Source organism: Sphingobium sp. JAI105, assembly GCF_015752145.1.
Lineage (GTDB): Bacteria > Pseudomonadota > Alphaproteobacteria > Sphingomonadales > Sphingomonadaceae > Sphingobium > Sphingobium xenophagum.
Genome location: NZ_JADOUC010000001.1, coordinates 2,886,130 through 2,909,366, shown reverse-complemented (window position 1 = coordinate 2,909,366; position 23,237 = coordinate 2,886,130). Strand labels below are relative to the sequence as shown.

17 protein-coding genes, 3 pseudogenes and 1 other annotated feature are annotated in these 23,237 nt (G+C 55.7%); of the genes and pseudogenes, 11 read left to right on the top strand and 9 right to left on the bottom strand.

What is annotated here, in order from left to right; translation table 11 throughout:
- Positions 1-124: 124 nt before the first annotated feature.
- Complete coding sequence (locus IWY39_RS13920) at positions 125-4,267, bottom strand: RHS repeat domain-containing protein (protein ID WP_181316857.1); 4,143 nt, start codon at positions 4,265-4,267, stop codon at positions 125-127.
- Between the two features lie 721 nt (positions 4,268-4,988).
- On the opposite strand from IWY39_RS13920, the gene IWY39_RS13915 reads away from it, so the two are divergent.
- From IWY39_RS13915 to IWY39_RS13880, 8 genes are all read left to right on the top strand, one after another.
- Positions 4,989-5,519, top strand: coding sequence for a hypothetical protein (locus IWY39_RS13915; protein WP_107126253.1), 531 nt, complete (start codon positions 4,989-4,991; stop codon positions 5,517-5,519).
- A 29-nt stretch (positions 5,520-5,548) separates the two neighbouring features.
- Complete coding sequence (locus tag IWY39_RS13910) at positions 5,549-6,337, top strand: hypothetical protein (RefSeq protein ID WP_196871603.1); 789 nt, start codon at positions 5,549-5,551, stop codon at positions 6,335-6,337.
- 78 nt (positions 6,338-6,415) lie between these two features.
- A complete protein-coding gene (locus IWY39_RS13905) occupies positions 6,416-7,252 on the top strand; it encodes an IS5 family transposase (protein ID WP_107125139.1) in 837 nt (278 codons plus the stop codon).
- A gap of 267 nt (positions 7,253-7,519) precedes the next feature.
- On the top strand, positions 7,520-10,681 hold the full coding sequence (locus IWY39_RS13900; RefSeq protein ID WP_196871602.1) for an RHS repeat domain-containing protein: 3,162 nt from the start codon (positions 7,520-7,522) through the stop codon (positions 10,679-10,681).
- A complete protein-coding gene (locus IWY39_RS13895) occupies positions 10,647-10,964 on the top strand; it encodes a hypothetical protein (protein WP_231377529.1) in 318 nt (105 codons plus the stop codon). Before IWY39_RS13900 ends, IWY39_RS13895 begins: the two co-directional genes overlap by 35 nt.
- Before the next feature lie 211 nt (positions 10,965-11,175).
- Positions 11,176-11,322 (top strand): recombinase family protein, encoded by a 147-nt coding sequence (locus IWY39_RS13890; protein ID WP_196871601.1) that lies wholly within the window; start codon positions 11,176-11,178, stop codon positions 11,320-11,322.
- Positions 11,323-11,337: 15 nt separating this feature from the next.
- Positions 11,338-12,566 (top strand): IS3 family transposase gene (locus tag IWY39_RS13885; protein WP_107126250.1). Its coding sequence is split into 2 segments (ribosomal slippage): positions 11,338-11,626 and positions 11,626-12,566, totalling 1,230 coding nucleotides; the frame shifts between segments, so codons are not numbered across the junction.
- Positions 11,619-11,735: a sequence feature (AL1L pseudoknot), on the top strand. (Overlaps the previous gene by 117 nt.)
- A 77-nt stretch (positions 12,567-12,643) precedes the next feature.
- A protein-coding gene (locus IWY39_RS13880; protein WP_107126249.1) for an IS3 family transposase occupies positions 12,644-13,770 on the top strand; the annotation gives its coding sequence in 2 pieces (ribosomal slippage) (positions 12,644-12,875 and positions 12,875-13,770; 1,128 coding nt in all).
- Positions 13,771-13,803: 33 nt separating this feature from the next.
- Here the strand turns inward: IWY39_RS13880 and IWY39_RS13875 are convergent.
- Positions 13,804-14,127 (bottom strand): annotated as a pseudogene (locus IWY39_RS13875) (IS5 family transposase); the annotation flags it as partial.
- A 328-nt stretch (positions 14,128-14,455) separates the two neighbouring features.
- Between IWY39_RS13875 and IWY39_RS24460 the strand changes: the two are divergent.
- Both IWY39_RS24460 and IWY39_RS24330 read left to right on the top strand, forming a co-directional pair.
- The gene (locus IWY39_RS24460; protein WP_145169871.1) at positions 14,456-15,070 is read left to right on the top strand and encodes a hypothetical protein; all 615 of its coding nucleotides are present in this window, start codon (positions 14,456-14,458) and stop codon (positions 15,068-15,070) included.
- Positions 15,071-16,259: 1,189 nt separating this feature from the next.
- Positions 16,260-16,457 (top strand): annotated as a pseudogene (locus IWY39_RS24330) (transposase); the annotation flags it as partial.
- Positions 16,458-16,880: 423 nt separating this feature from the next.
- Here the strand turns inward: IWY39_RS24330 and IWY39_RS13860 are convergent.
- Positions 16,881-17,012, bottom strand: a pseudogene (locus tag IWY39_RS13860) (transposase); the annotation flags it as partial.
- Positions 17,013-17,513: 501 nt separating this feature from the next.
- On the opposite strand from IWY39_RS13860, the gene IWY39_RS13855 reads away from it, so the two are divergent.
- The gene (locus IWY39_RS13855; protein WP_107126246.1) at positions 17,514-19,136 is read left to right on the top strand and encodes a TonB family protein; all 1,623 of its coding nucleotides are present in this window, start codon (positions 17,514-17,516) and stop codon (positions 19,134-19,136) included.
- A gap of 57 nt (positions 19,137-19,193) precedes the next feature.
- On the opposite strand, the gene IWY39_RS13850 is transcribed toward IWY39_RS13855, so the two are convergent.
- The 6 genes from IWY39_RS13850 to IWY39_RS13825 all read right to left on the bottom strand — a co-directional run bounded on the left by IWY39_RS13850 (position 19,194) and on the right by IWY39_RS13825 (position 23,042).
- Positions 19,194-19,778 (bottom strand): hypothetical protein, encoded by a 585-nt coding sequence (locus tag IWY39_RS13850; protein WP_107126245.1) that lies wholly within the window; start codon positions 19,776-19,778, stop codon positions 19,194-19,196.
- Between the two features lie 90 nt (positions 19,779-19,868).
- The gene (locus tag IWY39_RS13845; RefSeq protein ID WP_196871599.1) at positions 19,869-20,378 is read right to left on the bottom strand and encodes a DUF4411 family protein; all 510 of its coding nucleotides are present in this window, start codon (positions 20,376-20,378) and stop codon (positions 19,869-19,871) included.
- 4 nt (positions 20,379-20,382) lie between these two features.
- The gene (locus tag IWY39_RS13840) at positions 20,383-21,588 is read right to left on the bottom strand and encodes an ImmA/IrrE family metallo-endopeptidase (RefSeq protein WP_107126244.1); all 1,206 of its coding nucleotides are present in this window, start codon (positions 21,586-21,588) and stop codon (positions 20,383-20,385) included.
- 68 nt (positions 21,589-21,656) lie between these two features.
- The gene (locus tag IWY39_RS13835; protein ID WP_145169873.1) at positions 21,657-21,926 is read right to left on the bottom strand and encodes a hypothetical protein; all 270 of its coding nucleotides are present in this window, start codon (positions 21,924-21,926) and stop codon (positions 21,657-21,659) included.
- Positions 21,927-22,038: 112 nt separating this feature from the next.
- Complete coding sequence (locus IWY39_RS13830; protein ID WP_196871598.1) at positions 22,039-22,545, bottom strand: hypothetical protein; 507 nt, start codon at positions 22,543-22,545, stop codon at positions 22,039-22,041.
- Between the two features lie 23 nt (positions 22,546-22,568).
- Positions 22,569-23,042 carry a hypothetical protein gene (locus IWY39_RS13825; RefSeq protein WP_229380788.1) on the bottom strand — a complete coding sequence of 158 codons (474 nt, stop codon included), beginning with the start codon at positions 23,040-23,042 and terminating at the stop codon, positions 22,569-22,571.
- Between the last annotated feature and the right edge of the window lie 195 nt (positions 23,043-23,237).

Genomic DNA, 23,237 nt, shown 5'->3' with positions numbered 1-23,237 from the left:
TGATATAAACTAAAATACAAAGGCATTGGCCACATATACAAAACAGAAATTATTCCAATAAAAGCAATGACTGACTGTATAACCAACAAAAATATGGCTAAATTCCTTAAAATACTTTGATTAATTAATCGCATGACGCACACCAAAATCTCTCAGTTAGCCAAAGATCTAATGTTGTTCCCGTAAAAATAGTTCCTCCAAAAGTACTTCTTGGTATGGAGTGATCATCAAATACTTTCCAGTGATATTCGGTGATCTGAGTTGAAGAAAGCTGGTGATTCTGGTCTCTATCTACAGCTTTCATATGTTCGTTCATCAGATCAATTCTGACTTTGTTATATTCCGTGAGGGCGGCTTTAGTATCTCCCAGCCGACCAGGCGATATGTGGTTGGGTGCGACATAACCATGGTTTTTGGCAATGGCTTCGCGCAAAGCACGTTGAGATATCGAGGCCAATCCAGAAGCCTCTCTCTTTCCATATTCAAGACCCAAGCAACCGATTGGATCTCCTCTTTTACACCGTGATTCCCAATATGCATTCAGATCGTTCGCCTTTACTGCGGATCTTTCTGCTCGAGATGTCGGAACGCCGGATTTGCCGCCAGTTGAGCTGCCCGCGCCACTTACAAAACCTCCCGTCTTACAAGTGCCATCACTATTAGAAATAAGCGAACCGGTACACAGTCCCATTGGATCGGTAGCGTTCACGGGATCGTTCTTCACGTACGCATAGAGATTGATCTGGTCTTTATATCCGATCGGATCGGTCTGCAGAAACCTTCCCAGTGTAGGCGAATAAATGCGGGCTTTATAATAATACATACCAAGTTCCGGCATCCAGGCTTGGCCGGTATATTGGAAGCGTCCTATGTTACCTGATCCGGGAATACCATATTCGTCATAGCTGTTGATCGCGGTTCGGTTCCCCCAACAATCAGCTTGAGCGATGATGGACCCTTGGCGATCCGTATGAAGGAATTTTGTTCCAGAACAGTTTAGTACTGATCCATTGCTCTCTAGAATTGGCTCATCCTGCCCAGCAAACATGTACCGTTTTTGAATCAAACCAGCGCCGTTATATTCCAGCGCCAGCTGGTCGCCATCATACAGAAAACGTGTGGTCGTCGAGCCGCTCACCACCGACGACAAGCGGCCGATCGGATCATAAGACAGAGTAGCATTTTTGGCACCGGCGGCAGAAATCAGACGGTTTTCCGCATCGTAAACGAATGTTGTGCTACCATCGCCTGTCAGATTGCCGTTGGCATCATAGCTGAACGAGGCAGGGCCGGCTGTCCCGTACTGGTTAAGGCCATTTACCGCATAGCTGCGGTTGGCATTCACGTGTGCCGTAAAACTATAATCATCATTGTTCCGCGCGCGCATCGATGTCTGACCCGCAGAATTATAACCAAAGTTATCAATCAGATTGCCGATATTCCCGGCAAAGCGTTGGTCCTGGGCGCTTAGGCGCGTAATCGCATCATAACCATATCCCGTATAGCTCGATCCCCGGTTAATATCGCTCCGCAGCCCTTGCGTGTTGTAGCTGACCGCCAGGAATGGGACTGTTCCGGCCTCAGGCGTCCACCATGTCGCGTTGACCAAACGGTCGAGAGTGTCATGGGCGGACGAGAAATAGATCCCGTCTGGATGCGTGATCCGCGTCCGATTACTGTTGGCGTCATATTGGTATGCCAAGGGTCTCGCCGTGCCGTCCATGTTGGTCGTACTCGACGTCATCCGGCCAAATCCATCCCAGGCGTTTGTGATGCCTTGACCATTGGTCGAACCGAAGCGGGCATAGATTTGTTGCCCTCTCAAGTCGTAGCCATAATAGACATCTGCCGTTGTTGTACCGGGAACATCTTTGAGGATCATGCGATTGAGCGCGTCATACCCGTAATTGATAGTCTGGCCTCCTCGCTTCCTCATGCTCGTACGGTTGCCAAGGGCGTCATAGCCATAGGCCTCATAATCGCCCTCGTTCAGCGCACCTGCGCTCGCTAGCGCGGTGGCCTGGGTTGAGGGATTAAAAGCTGCTGGCTTCGTCGTCGAAGGGAATACCCAGCGTATCTGACGATCAAAGCCGTCATAGCGCAATTCCGCCTTATTGCCGTTCGCATCGATCACGAACCGCTGCTTGCCGTTGTTAGTGTAGCTGTAGGTCGCATATGCTTGCTCCAAGGGCGTTCCCACACCCTTGCGGACCTGCACCACCTGGCTCGCATTGTCGTAGACCGTCTTTGCAATCCGGTCAGGGCCATCGCTTCCCTCGGCGCTTAAGGTGCAGGCATCCGAAGGTAAGGAGGTAAATACAGAAGCGTTCATGCGCACTGTCGAACATATTTGCCGTCCTCGGTCATCCCATGACTTGTCGACTATGCTGTACGTTTTCCCACTTGCCGACAGTCGTTGGCGGACGATATTCCGCCGCGTGTCATACTCGGTCGCGGTCTGTTTCTGAACGGTCAGCGTTGCACTCGACGCATTGGGCAACGTACCCTGCTCGACGAGTGTCACTTTGTCGTCAGCAGTCCGGTAGGTCGTGCGCGTGGCAAGTCGCAGACCACTGCCAGCCGCGACAGGACTGATCTCCCAGGTCTTCCGTCCAACCGTATCGTAGCGAAAATGGGTTGTATCATCCGAACCTGCGAGAGGTTTGTCTTCGGTCAACAACCGGCCCGCGCTGTCATAGGTGTAGCTTGTGGTGAGCACGGCAGCGCCGTCATAGCGGCGCACCTCGCTCGGCAAGTGCGTGTTGCCCCAATAGCTATATTCTGTACGAATGCTCTGACTCGAAGCTGTCCCGCAGGCTGATGTCGAAGGCACGACCCATTCTGCCGACGGACTAGGTCCAACATAGGTGACGCAGGTTTTACGACGTACGCCTGACGCATCGGCGGGATCAATACGCTCGGTCAACTGCCCCTTGTTATTCCAGACATAGTCGGTTTGCGGGCCAAGGGCATCCGTCTTAGACCACGCGGGACGATGGCAAAGGATATTGTAGGGATAGGCATTGCAATTGCTGGTATCGAAATAGGACTGCTCGACAATATCTGCCAGGCCGGAGCCAGCCTTGGCTTTTGTCCGTTTTTCAGTCAAATTTCCAAAAGCGTCGTAAGTCGCGAGTACTTCATTCCCTTCCGGCAAAATGATCCGGGTCAGTCTTTGCCGATTATCGTAGGTGAGCGAGGCCTGTCGGCCCAGTTCATCCTTGTAGGATGAGACCACCTGGAAGCTTCTGTCGTTGACGTTTCCAGACGCGGAGATATTATATTCGCGGGAATAGCCATTCGGTGCCGTAACGGTCACCTTGTCATATTTATATCCGCCCAGCGTCGAATTCACGACCGGGTTAGTGTAGGTATAGGACCAGGTAACTCCATCCTTCACTATGCTGGAAATGAGATTCAGTGTTGGATGCTTGACCTGTTGAATATGAGCAACTGATTCTCCCGGTAGCGTCATACTGCCACCGGCATAACTCTCAATCGCTGTGCCTAAAATATTTGCACATCCACTGCATTGGTAAACACGCCCCGAAAGGTCGGTTATACTCGTGCCAGAATATGTGAACTGCGCCAAAGGAACGGTCGGTGCATTGCTAGCATATATACCAACCTGCGCTGGCGAACTCCATCCCGTGCCGAATGTGTTCGACACATAGGTTATGCTGATATGGTAGCCCGTGCTACTCGAAACCTGGACAGGCCTATAATATGTCCGGCTTAAATTACCATTTGCCTGGTAATATGAACCGTACGTAATCGTAATTTGTTCGCCATCAATATATCTGATTGATGAAGCGTAAAACAAGCTGACCGTGTTCGTGCTATTCACATCTATGTGGGTGAGGTCAAAGTCATAGAAGGTTCCCGTTCCACCTTCCTGATATTCTCGGCCACTCGCTTCGATAATGGATCCCTTGCCGCGACCAGCAGTGCACCAGTCGTCGAGGCACTTGAATGTATCTGTTCCTCCAGCGCCTGCAAAAACGGTCCACGCTTTTTCAACATATGATCCGGGACTTCCTGATGTCCTCCCTGACACATAGGGAGCCCAATCCTGCACTCGTTGAAAGGTCAGCCTCGGAGCGGCTGGAATCGATAAAGTCGGCAGCTCCAGGGCTGCTTTGCCGTTAGAGAGGTTCAATCCGTTTGGATCTAGCTCCGCATGGAGTGGAGCGATGACATCTGGTGGCGTAGTCTGCGCGTGTATTGCCGAGGACAATCCCAAAGCGGCTGCGGCGAAATTCGCCAACCATCGTGTCCCAAAAAACTTCCGGCGAACACTACTCATATATCAACCTCGGCGAACGGAAATATTGATAATCGGCGACGCGGCGATGGTGACCGCGCAGATTTCGAATTCATGATAACGGAGAGGGCCACGAAGAATGTTGGAAGCCGCACCAATAGCGATATGTGGCGTATTCGGTCGAAGTTATCGGCGACAGCGAATGTCCCCGCGCGTGAGGCGTGCAAACAATATCCATTGATCCTAACAGCCCCCCAACAATTCCCCGACGTTGCCATTAATGATCGGCGCTATCAATAGCGTTGGCCCAAGATGCCAGTTGGCCCGCAGAAGTGGCATATGCGATCAGAGAGAGGAACAAAAGATAGCCTTCCCGCCGCAAAGGGCAGCGGCATGGCGCAAGCGATCGTCGCCAACGTCACAGCATTATTTTCCATTGCCCCCACTATTCCCATTCCAGCACGCGCTCATGCTAGAGCATATATCGCCTTTTGCGCCCTAAATTCTGACATTCGTATGATTCCAGCATGCGCACTAGATTCGAGTTCATATGATTATGCGCGATATCGGCCAATGAAGGAATTTACACACCCCCAATTGTCGCCGTTACGGATGCACCGTGAGGCAAACGCCCATTAATTGTTGCATCTAAAAACGGCGACTGTCATCGTAACATTCTCCCGCGCGAAATTCAGGCGGGTATCGACGTGGGGGACATACATACATGTTGAGCCTGTTCTTGATGGCTGCGCAGGCGGCTTCGGTCGCTCCTGTGCCCGCGCAATGCACTATCATCGCGCAAAAAAGCGATCGCGGGCAGGAGCTTGTCGGCAGTTGCGAAAAAAGCGCAGTGATGCTCGGCCTGGCTACGGAATTTGAAAGTGCTACAAACGCGGCGACCGGATCCGTGGTTGCGGTGGTGAAGCGCGATAGCGAGACACATGTGCTGCTCGTGCGCCCGACGGTCGATGGGGAAGCATTGTTCGAAGACATTACGGCTTCACTGGCAAAGCAGGTAGGCCGGTCTCCTGACGCACGCCTCTCGGGGCTGAGTATTGCGCTAAAAGATTTTTCTGAAGGCGGTGTAATCGGAGTGAGTTTTACCGGTGTAGAAAGTAAATCTGAATCGATGCAATCTGGTTCATTGTCGGTCACCACACTGATTGCCAATGAGGCGCGGCGAGCAGCGTTGCCTCAAGAGAAGCCGCGAGTAGTCAATGTAGTCGCTGAAGGACGGGGGGCGGAACGCAAATGAGTCGGAAATGGAGCGGAAGGAACGCTATCTTGCGCGCCATAGGGCTATTGATCGCTGTCTTTGCGATCAAGGTTTCTGCCGCCAGTGCGCAGGAAGGTGCGCCGCCTCCCCCGCCGGTGTTAATGGCAATTGATGATAAATCGGTCAATTTGGCAAGTGGCCAGCTAATGACCAGCGTCACTGACATAGCGATTGGTCCTAATGATCATCGTGGGTTGCAGTATGTACGCCAATGGATCCCTGCGCATTGGCGACTGGCAAGCATACCCATCATGAGCGGCGCCCTAGACTCGCCCGTTGTGAGCTACAATGGGAAATCCTACGCATTTTCGATCGCGGCTGATGGAATAACCTATGTACCAGATCGGGCAAATGGATCGACATTGAGCTCTAATCGGCAAATTTTCACGTCCGGCGACGGAATGGTTATTAATTTCTCTACAAGTTATTATCCAATATATAGTACAGCATCAAACCTTGGAAAAGGGACATCCGTTGTATTTCCAGACGGTACGACTAGAACATTTACATATGAAGAAGCGCTTTACAATAGTGGATCCATGCGCATCGGACGTCTATTATCGATCATCAGTTCAACTGGGTATCAGATAAAAATAAAATATTCATCTAATACATTAACAAACAGTAATAGCAGAATAGCATGGTCTATGGCGTCGCGCGTCACTGCAATAAATAATGCCGTAGAATATTGCGATCCAAGTGCGAGTGATTGCACTTTTTCCTCCCCATGGCCGTATGTTGCATTTACCAATAGTGGCGATCGGATTACCTCAGAGCCTGATCCGAAATTAAGTTGAGTGGTATCAGCGGGTTAGCTTGACGGCGTGCCCTGTCGTTGATTCAGCGGTTTTGCGACAAACCAAAGGAAATCAACGATGTGGACCGACACCACTCGGGCGCAGTATGCCCGTGCGGACTTGGCTTTGCCAAGCGATTTGACCGATGCCGAATGGGCGCTGCTCGAGCCGTTCTTTCCGCCGCCCTCGCATGTAGGGCGTCCGCGCAAGTGGCCGCTCAGGCGGATTGTCGAGGCGATCCTGTATCTGTTGCGTGGCGGCCTCCCGTGGCGGATGCTTCCGCCGTGTTTTCCGCCGGTCTCGACGGTGCGGCGTTGGTTCTATCTGTGGCGGGACAGCAGGCTGTGGTTGTCGTTAAACCATACCCTGCTGCTGATCGGGCGCGAAGCTGCAGGCCGCCAGGGCTCGCCCAGCGCCGGCGTGATCGACAGCCAGAGCGTCAAAACCACGGAAAGCGGCGGGCCACGGGGTTATGACGCGGGCAAGAAGACAAAGGGGCGCAAGCGCCATATCCTGACGGATACCGACGGCAATCTCGTCCATGCCGTAGTCCACACCGCCGACATCCAAGACCGTGACGGCGCTCCGCTGGTGCTGGCCGAGATCATCAGGCGCTTCCCGTGGCTGCGCCATGTCTTCGCCGATGGTGGCTATGCCGGTGACAAACTCAGGGACGCGCTGCGCCGGATCGGCAAATGGACCATCGAGATCGTCAAACGGTCGGATGCCGCAAAGGGGTTTGTCATTCTCCCGCGACGCTGGGTCGTCGAGCGAACCCTCGCCTGGCTGAACCGCAATCGCCGCCTCGCCAAGGACTTTGAACAGACCATCGCATCGGCTACCGCATGGCTCTTCATCGCCTCGATCCAGCTCTTCGCACGCCGCATCGCAAGGCCATCAAATCACGCCCGATAATTTTGAATCAGGCTCTCAGTAACCGATGCCGAAAACAGGACAATAAATTATTCCTATAGTAATTCGCAGCTTTCAGGTGTTAGAATGCCGGGAAGCTCCAACAACACGGTTGATCTGACATATGAGTTTGCTAATTCTAATAGAGTCAAAACACTAAAGCGTGGAGGTCAGATTTGGACTTATGACTATCCGCAATATACTGGCATCACAACAGTAACTAACCCAATGCAGCATAGCCGTTCAGTTGTATCTGACCGAATATCATTGTTGTCGTCTTCGACCAATGAAAATGGAGAAACAACCTATTTCGATTATTGCGGTCTTGAGGTAGATTGTCCGGTGGGGTTGTTAAAGAAAATAACATACCCAGAGGGCAATTCTGTTAGCTACAAATATGATGCGCGCGGCAATCGTACCAAGGAAACTCTTGCTCCAAAGGCAGGGTCGAACGAGACCTCTCTTTTCACCTCGGCGACCTATTCGGCAACCTGCTCGAACCAGAAAATCTGTAACAAGCCGCTTACTACAACGGATCAGGCTGGTCAGGTCACCACTTACGAATATGACGCCAGTTCGGGCATGGTGAGCAAGGTCACAGCCCCTTCTCCTCAGCCGGGATGGGACCAACCCGAGACGCGTACGACTTTCACTACGCTGCAAGCCTCGGTGAAGAATGCCTCAAATGCTGTGGTACTTTCACCCGATGCAACCCGCTATGTAGCGAGCGTTTCTGCCTGTGCAGGAGGGAATGCCTCGAATTGTATCGGCACGGCCAATGAGACGCGGACAACGCTCAGCTATGAGGCGGCGACCGCAAGTCGCGGTACAAACGTGCTGTTGAGCTCGGTGACGACCCGTTCAGGCAACAGCGATGCAGAGCAGACGCAGACGATCAATTTCACCTATGGGGACAATGGCGATCTCACGTCGCGCAGCGACGGTGCCGGCAATGTCACGCAGATGCGGTACAACAAGGCACGGCAGATGACCTATGCTTGGACACCCGATCCAGATGGCACTGGAACCCTGCGCCCGCGTGCGACGTACACCACCTACGGTTCCAACGGCCTCCCCAATGCCGAAGTGCAAGGGACGATCGACTATGATGGCACCAACTTCACCGGGCTTCAGTACCGCTGGCTGAGCTATGACATGTATGGTCGCCTCATTTTTGAGAAGGTACAGAAGGGCAACGACAATTATGCCATGACGCAAATCGGCTATAATTCGCTGGGCCGAACTGACTGCGTAGCGCAGCGGATGGACGCAACGCTCTTTGACACACTCGTCGGAACACCGATAAGCGCCTGTTCATTGAGCGCGCAGGGAGCGAGTCGTCCAGACCGGATAACCAAATATGAGTGGGACGATGTGAGCCAGCTCAAGACGACGATTAGCGGCTATGGCACGTCGGCACAGCGTGTGGATGTCCAGTACGACCGCAACCTGAATGGGTCGGTGACCAAGGCAACTGACGGCAAGGGTAATGTAACGGCATACCAATATGATGGCTATGATCGGCTGCTACGAACCTGCTTCAATAGTTCGACCTGCTCCAGCGCGTCGCCGGATAAAATCCTGTTGACTTATGGCACCACCGGCAACGGCAAAGGGCGGGTCACCCGCAACGGCGTGCGCGGCCAACAGGAGACTATCTATACCGAGTACACCTATGACGCGCTCGGCCGTGTTATCAATATCAACTATCCAGGTACGAACTTCTTCGACCAGGATGTAAACCTGACGTATGACAATCTCAATCGGCTCATGCAGGCTCAGGACGCCAACGGTTATACCGTCTGGTACGGCTACGATGCTCTCGGTCGCGTGCGCCGTGAGGGCGATCCATATAACATGCTAAGCATGAAATATGATAGTGCCGGACGGCGCACGCGGTTGTCCTGGGGTGACGACACTGACGGCATTGCAGACTTCTTCGTCACCTACGACTATGATGCAAATAGCGCGATGACGACGATTAAGGAGAACGGTTCGACTGTGCTGGCGACTTTCAATTATGACGCGCAGGGCCGACGCTCTTCCTTGGTACTCGGCAATGGGGCGACAACGACGTACAGCCATACCGGCGTAAATCTGACGGGCATGGGTATCAACCTCGCTGGCACGAACACGACCTATGATCAGGCGCTAACCTATAGCTACAACGCGGCGGGTCAGATCGAAGCGCGGACGAGTTCCAATGACGCCTATGCCTGGACAGGGCATGTGAATACGAATCGGGGGTACACCGCCAACGCACTCAACCAGTATACCCAGATTGGCGCGGGTGTGCCGACCTACGATCTCAAAGGTAACATGACGAGCGCAGCAAGCCCAACCTACAGCTACAACGTCAACAATGCGTTGATATCGTCTAGCAGTGGCGCGCAATTTTACTACGACCCCCTCGGGCGGATGAAACGGACCAGGAACAGCTCTGGCTGGCTGCGGATGTTCGTCTATGACGGCGACCATATCGCAAGCGAGCTTCGGCACGATGACCGCGTGCTCCAGCATCGCTATGTCTATGGCCCCGGTGACGACGAACCGCTGATATGGTACGACTACAGCTCGGGCAGTCTGGTCAAGAAATTTATGACCGCCGACGAGCGGGGTTCCATCGTGGCCGTAACCAACAGCAGCGGGGCCGTACTGGGCATCAACAGCTATGATGAATATGGCATCCCCGCCAGCGGCAATCTGGGCATGTTCCAGTTCACCGGGCAGGCGTGGTTCCCAGAGCTGGGCATGTACAGCTACAAGGCTCGTATGTACTCGCCCACCCTGGGACGGTTCATGCAGACTGATCCCACCGGTTATGAAGATGGCATGAACTGGTATGATTATGTCGGCGGCGATCCCGTCAACATGACAGATCCATCTGGTACTCGGGCGTGGGGGATGGCAGGGATGGACGCTGGCGCCGGCTTCGCAGAATTGATAGTAAATGGGTGCGGCGGCCTTTGTGACTTTACCAAGGATAGAGACTCTATTGATGATATACTTGCAACCACTAACGGAGATTCTTATCTAGATTCTATTGATATGCCGCAGAGTGTGGAGGTGAGCGTTCCGACCTACGAGGACGAGAACGGCACCATCGTTGTAACCGCCACCAAGACAATCCCGGTCAGCCAGAAGTATGTGCTTATCGGTGGGCGCTACCATCTCAATCCCTACTATGTTGATCCGGCACCATGGCTGAACCTGGAGAACTATGTGTCTGCCGAGGTAGCGGCGGCGTTGGTTGCAGTAACCCCTGCTGTTCCAGCTTTGACTGCTAGGAGCGCTCTTGGTCAGCGGGCCGGTATATTGAACCGCAATGATTATTTAAGGTGGGGATTTGGTTGGAGCGGCTCTGGCCAGGCGGGTCGTTCTGTATTCCGCCTTGGTATTGGGAAACGATGGCTTCACCCGCTGGAGTGGTGATTTTGCCTCCATTTGCTACATCTGCGCGGAGCATGACATGTGGTTCTTCAACTCTCAAAGTAAGCGCGAAAAGGAGATGGCTTACGCTATCCAGTCCATTCGTAACTTCCTGCAAGACGAGGGCGGAAAATGGGATTGGGATGACTTCACAAGCTGCTCGCTTCGTGACCCTGTTCTTAATAGTATCAGGAAGAAGGCTTCGTTGGTTGATTTGCCTTTGGACGATGAAGGGCGAGCGATACTCGAAAGCCTTCTGGTAGAAGTGCGGGCACTCGCCGAGTAACTCCTCGCCTCACACAGTCCTGCTTGCGTGAGAATGGGCGAGGTGGTCGCGGAGTGTCTCGCAACGTGGGGAATGGGGCCATTGAGGCGGTTCATCACCGCCTCCAGAACCTCGTGAGAATAGATCAATAATATCAATGTGATGCGCCGATCATGCTGGACCGCACCCGGCACTCGGCTAGGCTCGATCTTTCAGGGATCGAGGTGCGGATATGTTGATCGGCTATGCGAGAACATCGACGGTCGAGCAGGTTGCGGGGCTGGAGGCGCAGGAAGTAGCGCTCTCTGCAACCGGGTGCACAAAACTGTTCAGCGAACAGGTGAAGCGCCCCGGGTTTTCAGGAGGCTCCAACTTGTGAGAAGGAGCATCCGTTATGAGCAAGACAACCAACAAATTTTCACCTGAAGTCCGCGAGCGGGCGGTTCGTATGGTGGTGGAGCAGCGGGCGGAGTACGGCTCGGAATGGGAAGTGATGAAGTCGATCGCTGCGAAGATCGGCTGCTCGCTGGAGACGCTGCGCCGCTGGTGCCGCGAGGAGGCGGGCCGACGAGCGGGACCAGCGGCGTTGGCTGGCGATGACCGTGAGCGGCTAAGGCTGCTAGAGCGCGAAGTGAAGGAACTGCGCCGCGCCAACGAGATTTTGCGCAAGGCATCTGCGTATTTTGCGATGGCGGAGCTCGACCGCCCCGGGAGATGATGATGGCGTTCATCGACGCCCATCGCGAGGATTTGGGGATCGAGCCGATCTGCCGTGAACTGGCGATCGCCCCTTCCTCCTACCATGAACATGCTGCACGCCGTAGCGATCCTGGCCGACGTTCTGCACGTACCCGGCGCGATGAGGAGATCAGGGAGCAGATCAAGCGGGTCCATGAGGGCAGCTTCGGCCTCTATGGTGCACGCAAGGTCTGGCACCAGATGCGGCGTGAGGGCATAATAGTGGCGAAATGCACGGTGGAACGATTGATGCGGGCCATGGGGCTGGCGGGCGTCCGGCGTGGAAAGAAGACGGTCACCACCGTCAGCAACCCGAAAACGCCGTGTCCGCTGGACAAGGTCAATCGGGAGTTTCGCGTCAGCCGACCCAACGCCCTGTGGGTCGTCGATTTTACATACGTGCACACCTGGGCGGGCTTCGTCTATGTTGCCTTCGTGATTGACGCTTTTGCCAGGCGGATCGTCGGATGGAAGGTGAGCACGTCAGCCACTGCCAACGTTGTTCTGGATGCCCTGGAGCAGGCGATCCATGCCCGTAGGCCCGGTCCAGAGGATCAGCTGATCCATCACAGCGACAGGGGAGTTCAATACCTTGCCATGAATTATACCCAGCGCCTCGCCGAAGCCAAGCTCGTCCCCTCGGTCGGCAGCGTTGGCGACTCCTACGACAACGCCTTAGCCGAGACGATCAACGGCCTTTACAAGGCCGAGGTCATCTGGCGGCAGCGATCATGGCCAAGCCTTTCAGCCGTGGAAATGGCAACGCTGCGCTGGGTCGATTGGTACAACAATCACCGGCTCTTCGGCCCTATCGGGCACATCCCGCCCGCTGAGGCCGAAGACAATTACTATGCAGCCCTCAACAACCTCGATATGGCTGCATAGCCCAAGGAATACTGGACTTGTAACGGTTTTGTGCCGGTCACTTGAGAGTTTAAGGCTCATTCAAGGAGACCGACGATATGATCAAGCATAGTGAAGAGTTCAAACAGGAGGCGGTACGCATTGCGCTGACCAGCGGGTTGCCGCGCGAACGGGTCGCGTCGGATTTGGGGGTCGGCAAGTCGACGCTGAACAAATGGGTGTCGCATTATCGTCCGTCTGACCTGGTGGCAGCGCCGCAGGCAGATCTGGCGCGAGAGAATGAACGGCTTCGCCTTGAGAACCGTGTGCTCCGGGAGGAGAGGGAAATCCTAAAAAAGGCCACGCAGTTCTTCGCGAGCCAAAGGCCGTGAGGTTCGCCTTTGTGCACAGCTGGCGGCATCGCTGGCCGGTGGAGTTGATGTGCCGTGTCCTGCAGGTGAGCGAGCGCGGCTATCGTTCCTGGCGTTCGCGTCCCATCAGCCATCGGGAGCGGACGGACATGAGGGTGCTGGCCCATATCCGGGAACAATATAGCCTGAGCCTTGGCAGCTACGGCCGTCCGAGAATGACGATGGAGTTGAAGGAAGCCGGGCTCGACGTTGGTGAGCGCCGGGTCGGCCGCCTCATGCGGATCAACGGGATCAAGCCGGTCCGCACGCGCAAGCACAAGGTTACGACGGACAGCCACCATCGCCTGGGCGTAGCGGCGAACTGGTTGGATGGAGATTTCGCCGCCGATGCCCCCAACCGCAAGTGGGCGGGCGACATCACCTATGTCTGGACACAGGAGGGCTGGCTCTATCTTGCCGTCATCCTCGATCTGCACAGTCGTCGTGTCGTTGGCTGGGCGGTCAGCGACAGGATGAAAAAGGACCTGGCGATCCGGGCGCTGGATATGGCGGTGCGGTTGCGTCAGCCGCCCGAGGGCTGCATTTTCCACTCCGATCGCGGCAGTCAATATTGCTCCTACGCCTATCAAAAGAAGCTGCAGGCCTATGGCCTGCGTCCATCGATGAGTGGCAAGGGCAATTGTTACGACAACTCTGCGGTCGAGACCTTCTTCAAATCACTGAAGGCGGAACTCATCTGGCGGCAGCGCTGGCCAAACCGGCGGCAAGCTGAAGCTGCCATATTCCAGTACATCAACGGCTTCTACAATTCCCGGCGGCGCCATTCATATCTGGGTGGCATCAGTCCGCTCGCCTTTGAGGTCAAGGTGGCGTAATGAGATAGGTGACCGGCGCAAAACCGTTACAAGTCCACTTTTTGCCGTCGCAGCCTGCTGGTGCGCCCGGATAGAAGTGCTGTCGATCATTTGGATATTGCCATCATGCGCGACGGTGATCGCGTCCATCATCAGATCCCAGACGCCCGCCTTGCGCCATCGGACAAAGCGATTGTAGCAGGTGGTGCGCGGGCCATAGCGTTCGGGCAGGTCACGCCACGGCGCACCGGATCGCAGAACCCAAAAGATGCCATTTAGCACGCGCCGATCATCGACGCGCGGCACGCCTCTCGGCTTGTTGGGAAGGAGCGGCTCGATCACACGCCATTCGAAGTCGGTCAGGTCATATCGGCTCATACCGAGCCTGAATCAGATTCTGCGTTGGGATGGAAGCGCGAACACCTCGCTTGCGGATATTGCCTGCCGTCTTCAGTCCCGATAGCCTATTAAAATGTGGACTTTCTTCCTTTGGAACTTCGCCGCTCTCGCAGCCGCCATTTACTGCATGGCAAAGGCTGTCATCGATCTTCGTGCGCGACGGTACGCTTGGGGCATCGTTGGTCTCGCCAGCGCAGTCGTATTCTTACTCACGCCAATCCAAACTCATGCTGTGAAGATCGACCTGCCGACACACGCAAATTGAGCCCTGCAGAAATTTATGGGTTCACGACCTAATCGCTGAGCGGTGCAGGAATATCTGGGGGAAACAATGAATAGAATCGGGCTACTCACTGCTTCCGCGCTCATTTGGTCGCTCTCGACCGCCGCTGCTGCGTCAGAAACCGTCTCCTACGTCTACGACGCGTTGGGCCGAATGGTGGGTTCCGTGTCTGACAGCGGTCCGACCGCCAAAGCCACCAGCATGTATCGCTACGACGCGGCCAGCAACCGTAACTATGTCGGCGTGGTAAAGGCAGACGGCACCCAAATCCCTATTTTCCGTTTCCATCAAAATTGGCGCCATTTCTATACTGCCGACTTTATGGAAGGCAGCAATGCTGGATTGCAGCCAGAGTGGATCGCATTTTCACTATATCCTAGCGGTGGTTCAGGGTTGATCGCACTGTATCGATGCTATCAAAGTGGCAGTGACGATCATTTCGTGTCGATATCGAGCACATGCGAAGGGCAAGTACAGGAGGGGCTGATGGGTTATGCCTACACAACGGCGGGTCCGGGACGTCGCGCATTGTATCGCTTCTACAAGGCCAGCATAGCGGATCATCTGATCACAGTGGATTCCAATGAGGGGACGAGCAACGGCTACACGTCGGAAGGTATTCTGGGCTATGTCATATAGGTGCAGTTACCGCAGACGATAGTGGCTGGCAGCAACTGATCGAGAATGTCGTTCGGTATCGAGGGTTCTTTCCGTCGTGACATATTGGGTCTCCTTGTTGCCCATTATGCCTCGCCGCACACGAAATTCCTGACAGTTCCAAGGTCATCGAAGATATTTTCGCCGTTGGTTGGCCTTCATCCTGTCCAAAACTTTTACCGAACCGGTGATACGCACTGTCCCGTCGCCTTCGAAGGGACAGTCACTGACGTGAGGGATCGCTCCCTCACGTCAAATCAGATCGCTATGGGAGAGGCTGAGATTCCTCCGCCACTGCCGAAATATTCAGCTTGTCCGTGGCGGGCGCCGAAATGGGGCCGATGAAGCCGCCTGTAGCCAATTCTTGCGCGTTTGTGGGGGCTTGCTTGCAGAAACCATGGATGATCAGGGGGTCCCATGCACATAAAGAGACGCGAGCAGGATTGAGTCAGCGTAGAGGTAAAATGTCGATCCGGTAGCCTGGATCCACGGCGCGTCGGAATATCCCGTGAGCCCCCCGGAAGCAAAGGTCACTTGAGGGCTCCCAACCTTCACCACTATGTTGGCCGGAGAGCCGCTGGTGATATTCCAGTAGATTCTCAACGTACAGACACCGCTCGTGTTCAGCGTGCATGTGTTCGTGGGCGACGAACTGGACAAGGAACCCGCCGCGGCCACTCCGTGCACGTTGAGTGTCGATAGCAGCTTCGAATCTCCATAAAGCTTGAATGTGTGGCCTGATGCCTGGATCCAGGGCGCGGACGCAGAACCACTCGTGCCCCCCGATGCAAATACGGTCTCCGGGTTCCCGACTTTCACGACAACATTGCTGGGCGGACCACCAGCGACATTCCACGATATGGTTAGATTGCAGACACCATTTGCGTTCAACGTGCAGGTGTTGTTTGGCGACGAACTCGACAATGCCCCGGTTGTCACGCCACTGACAGTGACGCTCGTCCTGTTACCCGCACTGTCATACGCATATGTTGACGAGACGCCGTTATTCGGTCCGCCCGCTTGTGAGACATTCGTCATTCGCCCCAACGCATCATAGGAATATGCGGTCGTCTCTTGAGCATATGACGCATATGGCAATGCTATAATCAACGCGTAGCCGGTCAGAGCCGCTAATGCCTTGGCAATCATCATTTTCTACGCTCCCGCCTGCGTGCGTCTCACACACACCTACTTAAAGGGCTTGGACTGGACCATAACAAAAGATGCGTCTGATGACGCCGATGTCTTTGCCGCAGCGATCGCCAAGCTGCAGCGTAAAAACTGGATCGTCTATGCCAAGCCGCCGTTCGGATCGCCCCAACATGTCCTCGCCTATCTTGGCAGCCACACACACACCGTCGCTATCGCTAGGTGTTTAGGCTCAGGATCTGTAGCGGTGCCGATCCCTTGAGGGTTTAGAGGTTGTCAACGGGCACCGAAGCTTCCGCAAAAGTGGACTCTCCCGCAATTTCGGTGCAGGTGTCATGCCATGATAAGAGGTGGCCGGGTTGGTCTGAACAGGGATCGACATTGGATAAGTGGATCGTCTGCCGGTTCTTTGCTCGCACTGCCGATATGGGGCGTCATGTAGGGAGGGCGTAGCGCGACCGGAGTAACGCCCCATATCGGCGGCCAAATTCATGCTGCCATCGCCAGCGGCAGGTTGTCAAAAAATGCCTGGTCCAGGGTCCGGGCACCGAGGCTCGAATGCGGCCTCCTTGCGTTGTAAAAGTTCAGATAGCGACCGATCGATACCCGGGGCTGCCGCGCCCTCCAGCAACTGGCTACGCTACCTCGTGATCTGCTTCGGATGCACGTCAAACTGCTGCGCCAACTCGGCCAGCGTCTTCTCGCCCTCCACGGCAGCCAATACCACCTTCGCCTTGAATGACGGGCTGTGGTTTCGCCGGAGTCGTTTGCTCATCTCTGCTCCTGTCTCGCAGCCGTCCTGGCTACCGTCAGGCAGAAAATCCACTTATCTCACTGTCCAGTTTTGCCAGGCCACCTCTACCACCGCCGTTTCGTCAGCCCGATTGTCAATCCAACTAGCCCAATCAGCAACTTGGCCAGCCACAGATTTGGAGGGAGGGGGGCATGGTTTACTTTGCGGTATTTTTTCCCATACCTCTGCAGAGTAACTGCGTAGGGTGTGCCGGTCAAGCCGGTTTCAAACTGCATTCCCTGAGCCGGTTTTCGCTCCATCTTTTCCATGGAAGCATGAGCCTGAATTCCTTGGGATTTCACGCCTGAACGCGGCATTCGAGCGAGTGAGTTTGGCCAACCAAAGTAGGCTCGTGTCCCGTGCTGGGCCTCATTTGTTCGCAATTGGGGACCAAATAGCCATCGCCATACGCGCTGCCAGGATAACCTTGTGAAAGCCGTTCAATCCGTCCATCAATATTGTGTTGGAGACGGGGCGATCGGCATGAAACTGAAGGGATTTACATACGCGTTGATCGCGCTTCTTGCGTTCCAAGGATGCTCAGCTTCCTCCCAATCCGCTCCGAAAATTGGCGTCTATGGGTTGTCTTCTCAACGCATCTCCGGAGCCGAGTCAGTGCGCGTCCCCGGGGTATCCGGATTTTCCCAGGTTTCAGTTTTGGTGACCGTCAATGTCGACGGAAACGTCACCGACGCAACGATAGCAGATGACCGGTTCGACGGCGATGCCAGCGCGGCGTTGGCTGCTGCAAGGAAGTGGAAATTTCGGCCACAATCGTTCGACGGCAAACCGATCCAGGCCGTGGGGGAAATCACGATTGAATTCGATCCTCCCGAAATCCCGCCCGACACGTCGGTACCGTTCCCTATAGCCGCGCCGGAGGACATTGAAATCACCCTCGAGCGGAGTGCTTGCTACGGAACCTGCCCGGATTATCGGGTGACGATCAGGGGCGATGGGAAGATCCGCTTCTCCACCCGCGAAATGAGTTTCCCTGGCACCGCTGCAGAAGTGCACCGCATGTTCAACGGACAAAACGTTCTGTGGGCGGGCAATCACGAGGCAGAGATTAGTCCCCAAGCCGCCGCCGACCTGATCCAACGATTTCGGTCGTCTCACTTCATGGGAATGAAGGCTGAGTATGTCGCTGGGGTGACTGACAACCCGACCTACGCTTTGACGCTACGGGTCGGAAAGGTGACCAAGCGCGTGGTCGATTACGTCGGCAAAGAGGTCGGAATGCCGGCTAGCGTGACAGCTCTGGAGGATGCTGTGGATGAGGTCGCTGGCACAAATCGGTGGGTTCGGGGGAACGCTCAAACGGTTTCGCTGCTCAAGGCCCAAGGATTCAATTTCCGATCACGAGATGCTGCGGAATTGGTCCAGTCCGCAATCCAACTGAACAGTTGGCCGCCAGAGCAGGCTGGCGTCAATGAACTGATCCAAGGAGCAATTGCCGAAGGGTTGGATTTGTCGATGACGGTCGGTGTTGGAGTTCCTGGGCGGTCCAATGAGTCCGCGACCATCGGTTCAGTGATTGCCCAATATGCAGCCGAAACCGGCAACGTTACCCTTTTTGAGGAGATGAAGCGCGCGGGACAAGTCGCGCGGATGACCAAGAAAGGTTTGGACTCGGCAGTCCTGAGCGACATGGGTTGCAGCGCTGAGATTGCGAAAGCTCTGATTGCAGCGGGAGCAAATCCGGCGGCGGTTGGTGAAAACGGAAATGCATTGCACGCGCTTCGGAGCAGTTACGGACGTTGTGCCGATGCGGGCAGCGCCAAGCGGGTTGAGATGGCTGCTGCACTGGTCGCACTTGGCGTTCCGCTGGAGGCCCACGACAGCATCGGTTGGACGCCATTGATGGGCTCGAATGACCCTGCAGTGGCGCAGGTATTGCTGAAAGCGGGAGCTAATCCAAACGCCAAAGACGATGACGGGACTTCGGTCGTGCTCTCTCTGGATGATGATCGTGCCGTCCTTACATTGCTTCGGGCGGGTGCCGATCCCAAAGCAAAAGATGGAGACGGTACGCTGCGTCAGCAGGCTCGCAAACGCCACTGGCCGGGGACGTTGGCGTGGCTCGATGAGCATGGGATAAAGTAGCTGCGGTCCAGCGCCACGCGGCGCAAATCTGGCCGCAAGCTCCGTCGCACGTGTACGCTAACCTTCCCGAGTGTGGACCCAGTCGTCAGGCAGTTGATGCCATGGTTGATCTGGAAATCTCGAAGCCATTTTCTCTCTGATCCGGCGTTCCCTGAGGATTGGGCCGCCAACATGCCATTGTGCCTGTTCCACGCCGAAGTCGGTGGTTAGACGTGCCGGGAGGTGCTCTTCGGCATCCCAGACAGCCATCAACTCCATGCCTTGAATTTTCGGGTCTTCGATCCGGGTAGTCGTCGACAGGATGTTACCAGACCAAATCGACACGGTCAGTGTACCAACCGGCCATTGAACGGACGGCTGCGGCTGAACCAACCCTTCTGCGATAGCGTAGCGACCCAACTTCTTCCAACGGCCGGAACGAAGCGCGCGGGTGATTGAAGGATATGCGACTGTGATGACGAACATTATCGGCTCGGCCAGCACTACTTCGGGCTGGGTCAAATCCCGGTCTCGTCGCCTAAAAAAGCCCAGCTTCTTTTCAGATGTGACTTGCCCATAATAGAGCCATCCGCCTTCGCCCGCCACTGAATACAGGGTGCCGGGTTTAAGGTCTGCACGTGCGGTCGGCTGCTCTTCAAACACCTGAGAAAAGTGGAGCGGGTTGCGCTTCTCGTCAATCTTGGAATTGTCAGAAGGGCTTGCCGAAAATTCAGGCGCAGGGCGTTGCTGGCGCTAGCCCCGCCAACGCGTGCTGAATCGCAGCGCTCTAAGCATCGTGAAAGTGTCGCAGCATTGAACGCCGACATCCGCGCAGACATCCGGGATGCGGCGGTTCTGCCGCTGTTGCCTCCGCTTTGATGCTTCCGTCGTCACCACGCAGCGGTTGGCAGGATCAGCCAAGGCATGGGCGATCAGAAATGGATCGCGACCGATTGCCTCCAACTCGTCGTCCGTCAGATCGGGCGCATACTGATTCGTGACGCGCTGGACCAAGGCAGGTTGAACGTCTTCGTCAAAGAGGATCGCGGCTTTGTGCGAGTCGTCCTGAATCCACGCGAACAGCAGGTCACGCTCGGCGTCGTTGCTGCCGTCCTTCACCTCTTCGAGGGTCTCGATCGGCATCTTGATCTCGCCCGCGTTGCCCATGTGGACCAGCCATTCCCAGAACTCTGGCACGGCATCGACAGGATAATAGAGATTTTGCGCCGTGATGAGCACGTTGGCGTCAAGCAGGTACACCATCCCGTCAGGCGCCCTGCTCGATGGCAAGCGCAGCGCCGCTCAGCAGCGTGTGAACGCTGCGGGGTTTGACCCCCAGCAGCTTGCTCGCGCGCGTGGGCGTGAGCACTCCCTCGCTCATGTTCCGGGCCACGAAATTGAGCAATGCCGCGCCGAGGCGGTGTCGCCGGACAATGTAGTAGTTGGGACCGCCGTCCATCCCCCGAGCACGCTCTCGTTGGGCGGCGCGGCTTTGCAGCCATTGGGTCCTGAACGTATCGGTCAGCGTGCGCCAAGTGCGTTCACTGATCTTCTCCGCGCGGAATAACCGGTAGGCTACCAAGGAACGGCTCACCAACCGCTCTTCGGCAAATTCCGTCACCAGTCGGACGGCTTCCCCGAGGTCAGTCGCGCGGGTGATGAGAAGCTGGTCGAGTTCACGCTGCGGTAGCAGGAACGAACTCGCGACATCGTTGCAGAAGTGTTCGACCGCGCCTTCAAAATGCCCCCCACTCACGCCGGTCGCCCCTATCCAGAGGTGAGCGACCTCATGCAGCAGAGTGAACGACCAAGCCGTTTTGGCGTCCTGGTCGTTGATCACGACAAACGGTGCGATTGGATCGGCGAGAGCGAAGCCCCTGAAAGCCTCGACATCGATTGCCGAGTGATGGCTTCCGAGATTGCCGATTAGCAGCACGTAGATTCCAGCGGCTTCGACGCGGCTACGCAGCAGGGCGAAGCCAGCATCTGCTGACCCCTGAGCACGAAATGCCGCAAGGTCGAGGCCAAGCACTTGGCGGACAGATGCCAGCACCGGGCCAACGCCATCATTGCGCGACATAGAACCGATAAACGGGAGGGGCTCGGCATCTTCCTCCTCCACCTGCACGGCGCGCACGACGGCCTGCCGGGAACGGATGTCGCGAACCAGCGCATCCACCAGCGGCTCGCCGCCGGTGTGGCGGTCAGGCAGGGTCCGGAAGTCCTCGCCCCGGTCCCCGCGAGCCGGAGGCTCATCCAGGTAGAATGAGACAAGCGGGCGACGATAGATCTTTGCCATCTTCAGCAGGACCGGCCGCGAAACCTCCCCTTCCTCGGTTTCCAGAGCGATCAGTCGGTCAGCGCCTGAAACGCCTCGGGCGGCATTTATGCCCACCTTGGCTGCCGCTTCCTCAAGCGAAAGCCCCGCGCTTTCGCGCGCCCATTTCAGGATCGAAGGCTTAACAACCGGCATGCGATCATCTTTCGCACAAAGTTCGAATGATGCGTGAGAAAAATGTGCTCTGATGCGAAAGCGACAGGCTACGGCGCATCGGTCGACCTCCGAATGCAAAGGTCGCCAAGTTTGCGATGTTCGTCGAAAAGCCAGACCGTCTCAACCGAAGTCGTCAACACGCCGTATTCTGCCACAATGATATATCGACTGACCCCACCTTGATATTGGCAGCCGTCTCCAAAGTACTGTGACTGCCCTTTTGCAAAACTACGGTTATCACGCGATGAAATGCGCCAGTCCCGAGAGGATGCCTCGCGTTCCAGCGCATCGACCGATGAACCGATTGGAACGATCACGAGTAGTCGCTCTTTTATGGCGTCGTCCCCACCCCAGACCAGTGGTGGGCCACAAGACGCGAGTGCTCCCAACAGGGCTAGAGCGAGAGAACGGTGGCGAGTTTTGGGCATGCTAAAGACAGGTCCCCCACTCGGGCGGACCAGGACGCGAAATTAAGCCATCGGTGATCTTGAACAGCCATTCTACACCGGGCTTCTCGGTTTCGCGATAAATGCCTAATGCATCCGCGTTCGAGCACAGGTCGGCTTCGGATGTCTCAGCCTCGCCCATCTGTCGCTTGAAAGCTGCTAGTTGCTCGTCGTTCCACCCTGAGTTGAGAAATTTGCGATCCAGCCTGCGCCTCGCCTCGTTCAAGGCAGCTCGAAAGCCGTCGTTTTCGGCAACAATGCACCGCTGACCATAGCTCGATACCGCTTCGAGAATGGCTGCCCAGCATACAGCGCCCATAGGCATGGACTGCATCGCGTCTGCGTATTCAGTCCCGCCCGAAACGTTGGCCGCGCTTTGAGCCGCAGCGTCGGCAGCGGCAATGGCAGCTGCTACTTCAGCGTTTCTGCCTGATTGAGTCGAGCACGAACCCAGCGATATCATGGCTATCCCGGCGATCGCGATGGCCAAAGTTAGCCTGCTGGAAGATGGCATCATTCCCACGAGAACACTGTGCGCAAATTGCAGCCCTCTGGCGTCTCGCCCTCCTCGAACAGGCGCACCCGCTCAATTGCTTCGACCTGCTGGCGGGTGAAGCGATTAGAAGAGTTGAAATAGGTAGCCCCGCGCCGTCCGTTCCAAATGGCAATTTGATAGTGTCCATCCGTTCGGCGCTGAGCGAACCGGGCGGGCCGGATATCAGATTGCTCAGAAACGATCCGGCCCTTCGGGCGGCCAGCCCAACCAATTCCATAGACCTCGAGCGACCCGAAAGCTCCGTCCCATCGGAAGCTGCCGCCGTGAATACCGCCTTGCAAGGTCGTGACGCTTTCGCCGTCGAGTAAGTCAATGATAGGTGAATAGCCGCAAAAGCGCGCGGGTCCGGCTAGCTCACCGGCAGACGCCGACGATGTGATCGCGCCGACTGCGGCAGCCAGAAAAGCAGTCAATGATCTCAGCTTCATCATTCAGTGTCCGCTGTCAGGTTTGTCTTCGAAACGAACCTCCACATTTGTGAAATGTTCTTCGTCTCCGAATCCACTGCCCAGGTCATAGAGATAGAGGGTGACTGGGCAGGGTTGGCCCTCGGCCCACTTCACGGCTTCAGACACAGAAACAGCTTCTAGCGCCTCATAATCCACTGTCGTTGCGGGATCACTTCG

Bases quoted from the DNA above. Each gene is read 5' to 3' on its own strand.
- IWY39_RS13855 (WP_107126246.1), top strand. From the start codon at position 17,514: ATGAAACTGAAGGGATTTACATACGCGTTGATCGCGCTTCTTGCGTTC.
- IWY39_RS13905 (WP_107125139.1), top strand. From the start codon at position 6,416: ATGTGGACCGACACCACTCGGGCGCAGTATGCCCGTGCGGACTTGGCT.
- IWY39_RS13840 (WP_107126244.1), bottom strand. From the start codon at position 21,588: ATGCCGGTTGTTAAGCCTTCGATCCTGAAATGGGCGCGCGAAAGCGCG.
- IWY39_RS13825 (WP_229380788.1), bottom strand. From the start codon at position 23,042: ATGATGAAGCTGAGATCATTGACTGCTTTTCTGGCTGCCGCAGTCGGC.
- IWY39_RS13915 (WP_107126253.1), top strand. From the start codon at position 4,989: ATGTTGAGCCTGTTCTTGATGGCTGCGCAGGCGGCTTCGGTCGCTCCT.
- IWY39_RS13890 (WP_196871601.1), top strand. From the start codon at position 11,176: ATGTTGATCGGCTATGCGAGAACATCGACGGTCGAGCAGGTTGCGGGG.
- IWY39_RS13845 (WP_196871599.1), bottom strand. From the start codon at position 20,378: ATGGTGTACCTGCTTGACGCCAACGTGCTCATCACGGCGCAAAATCTC.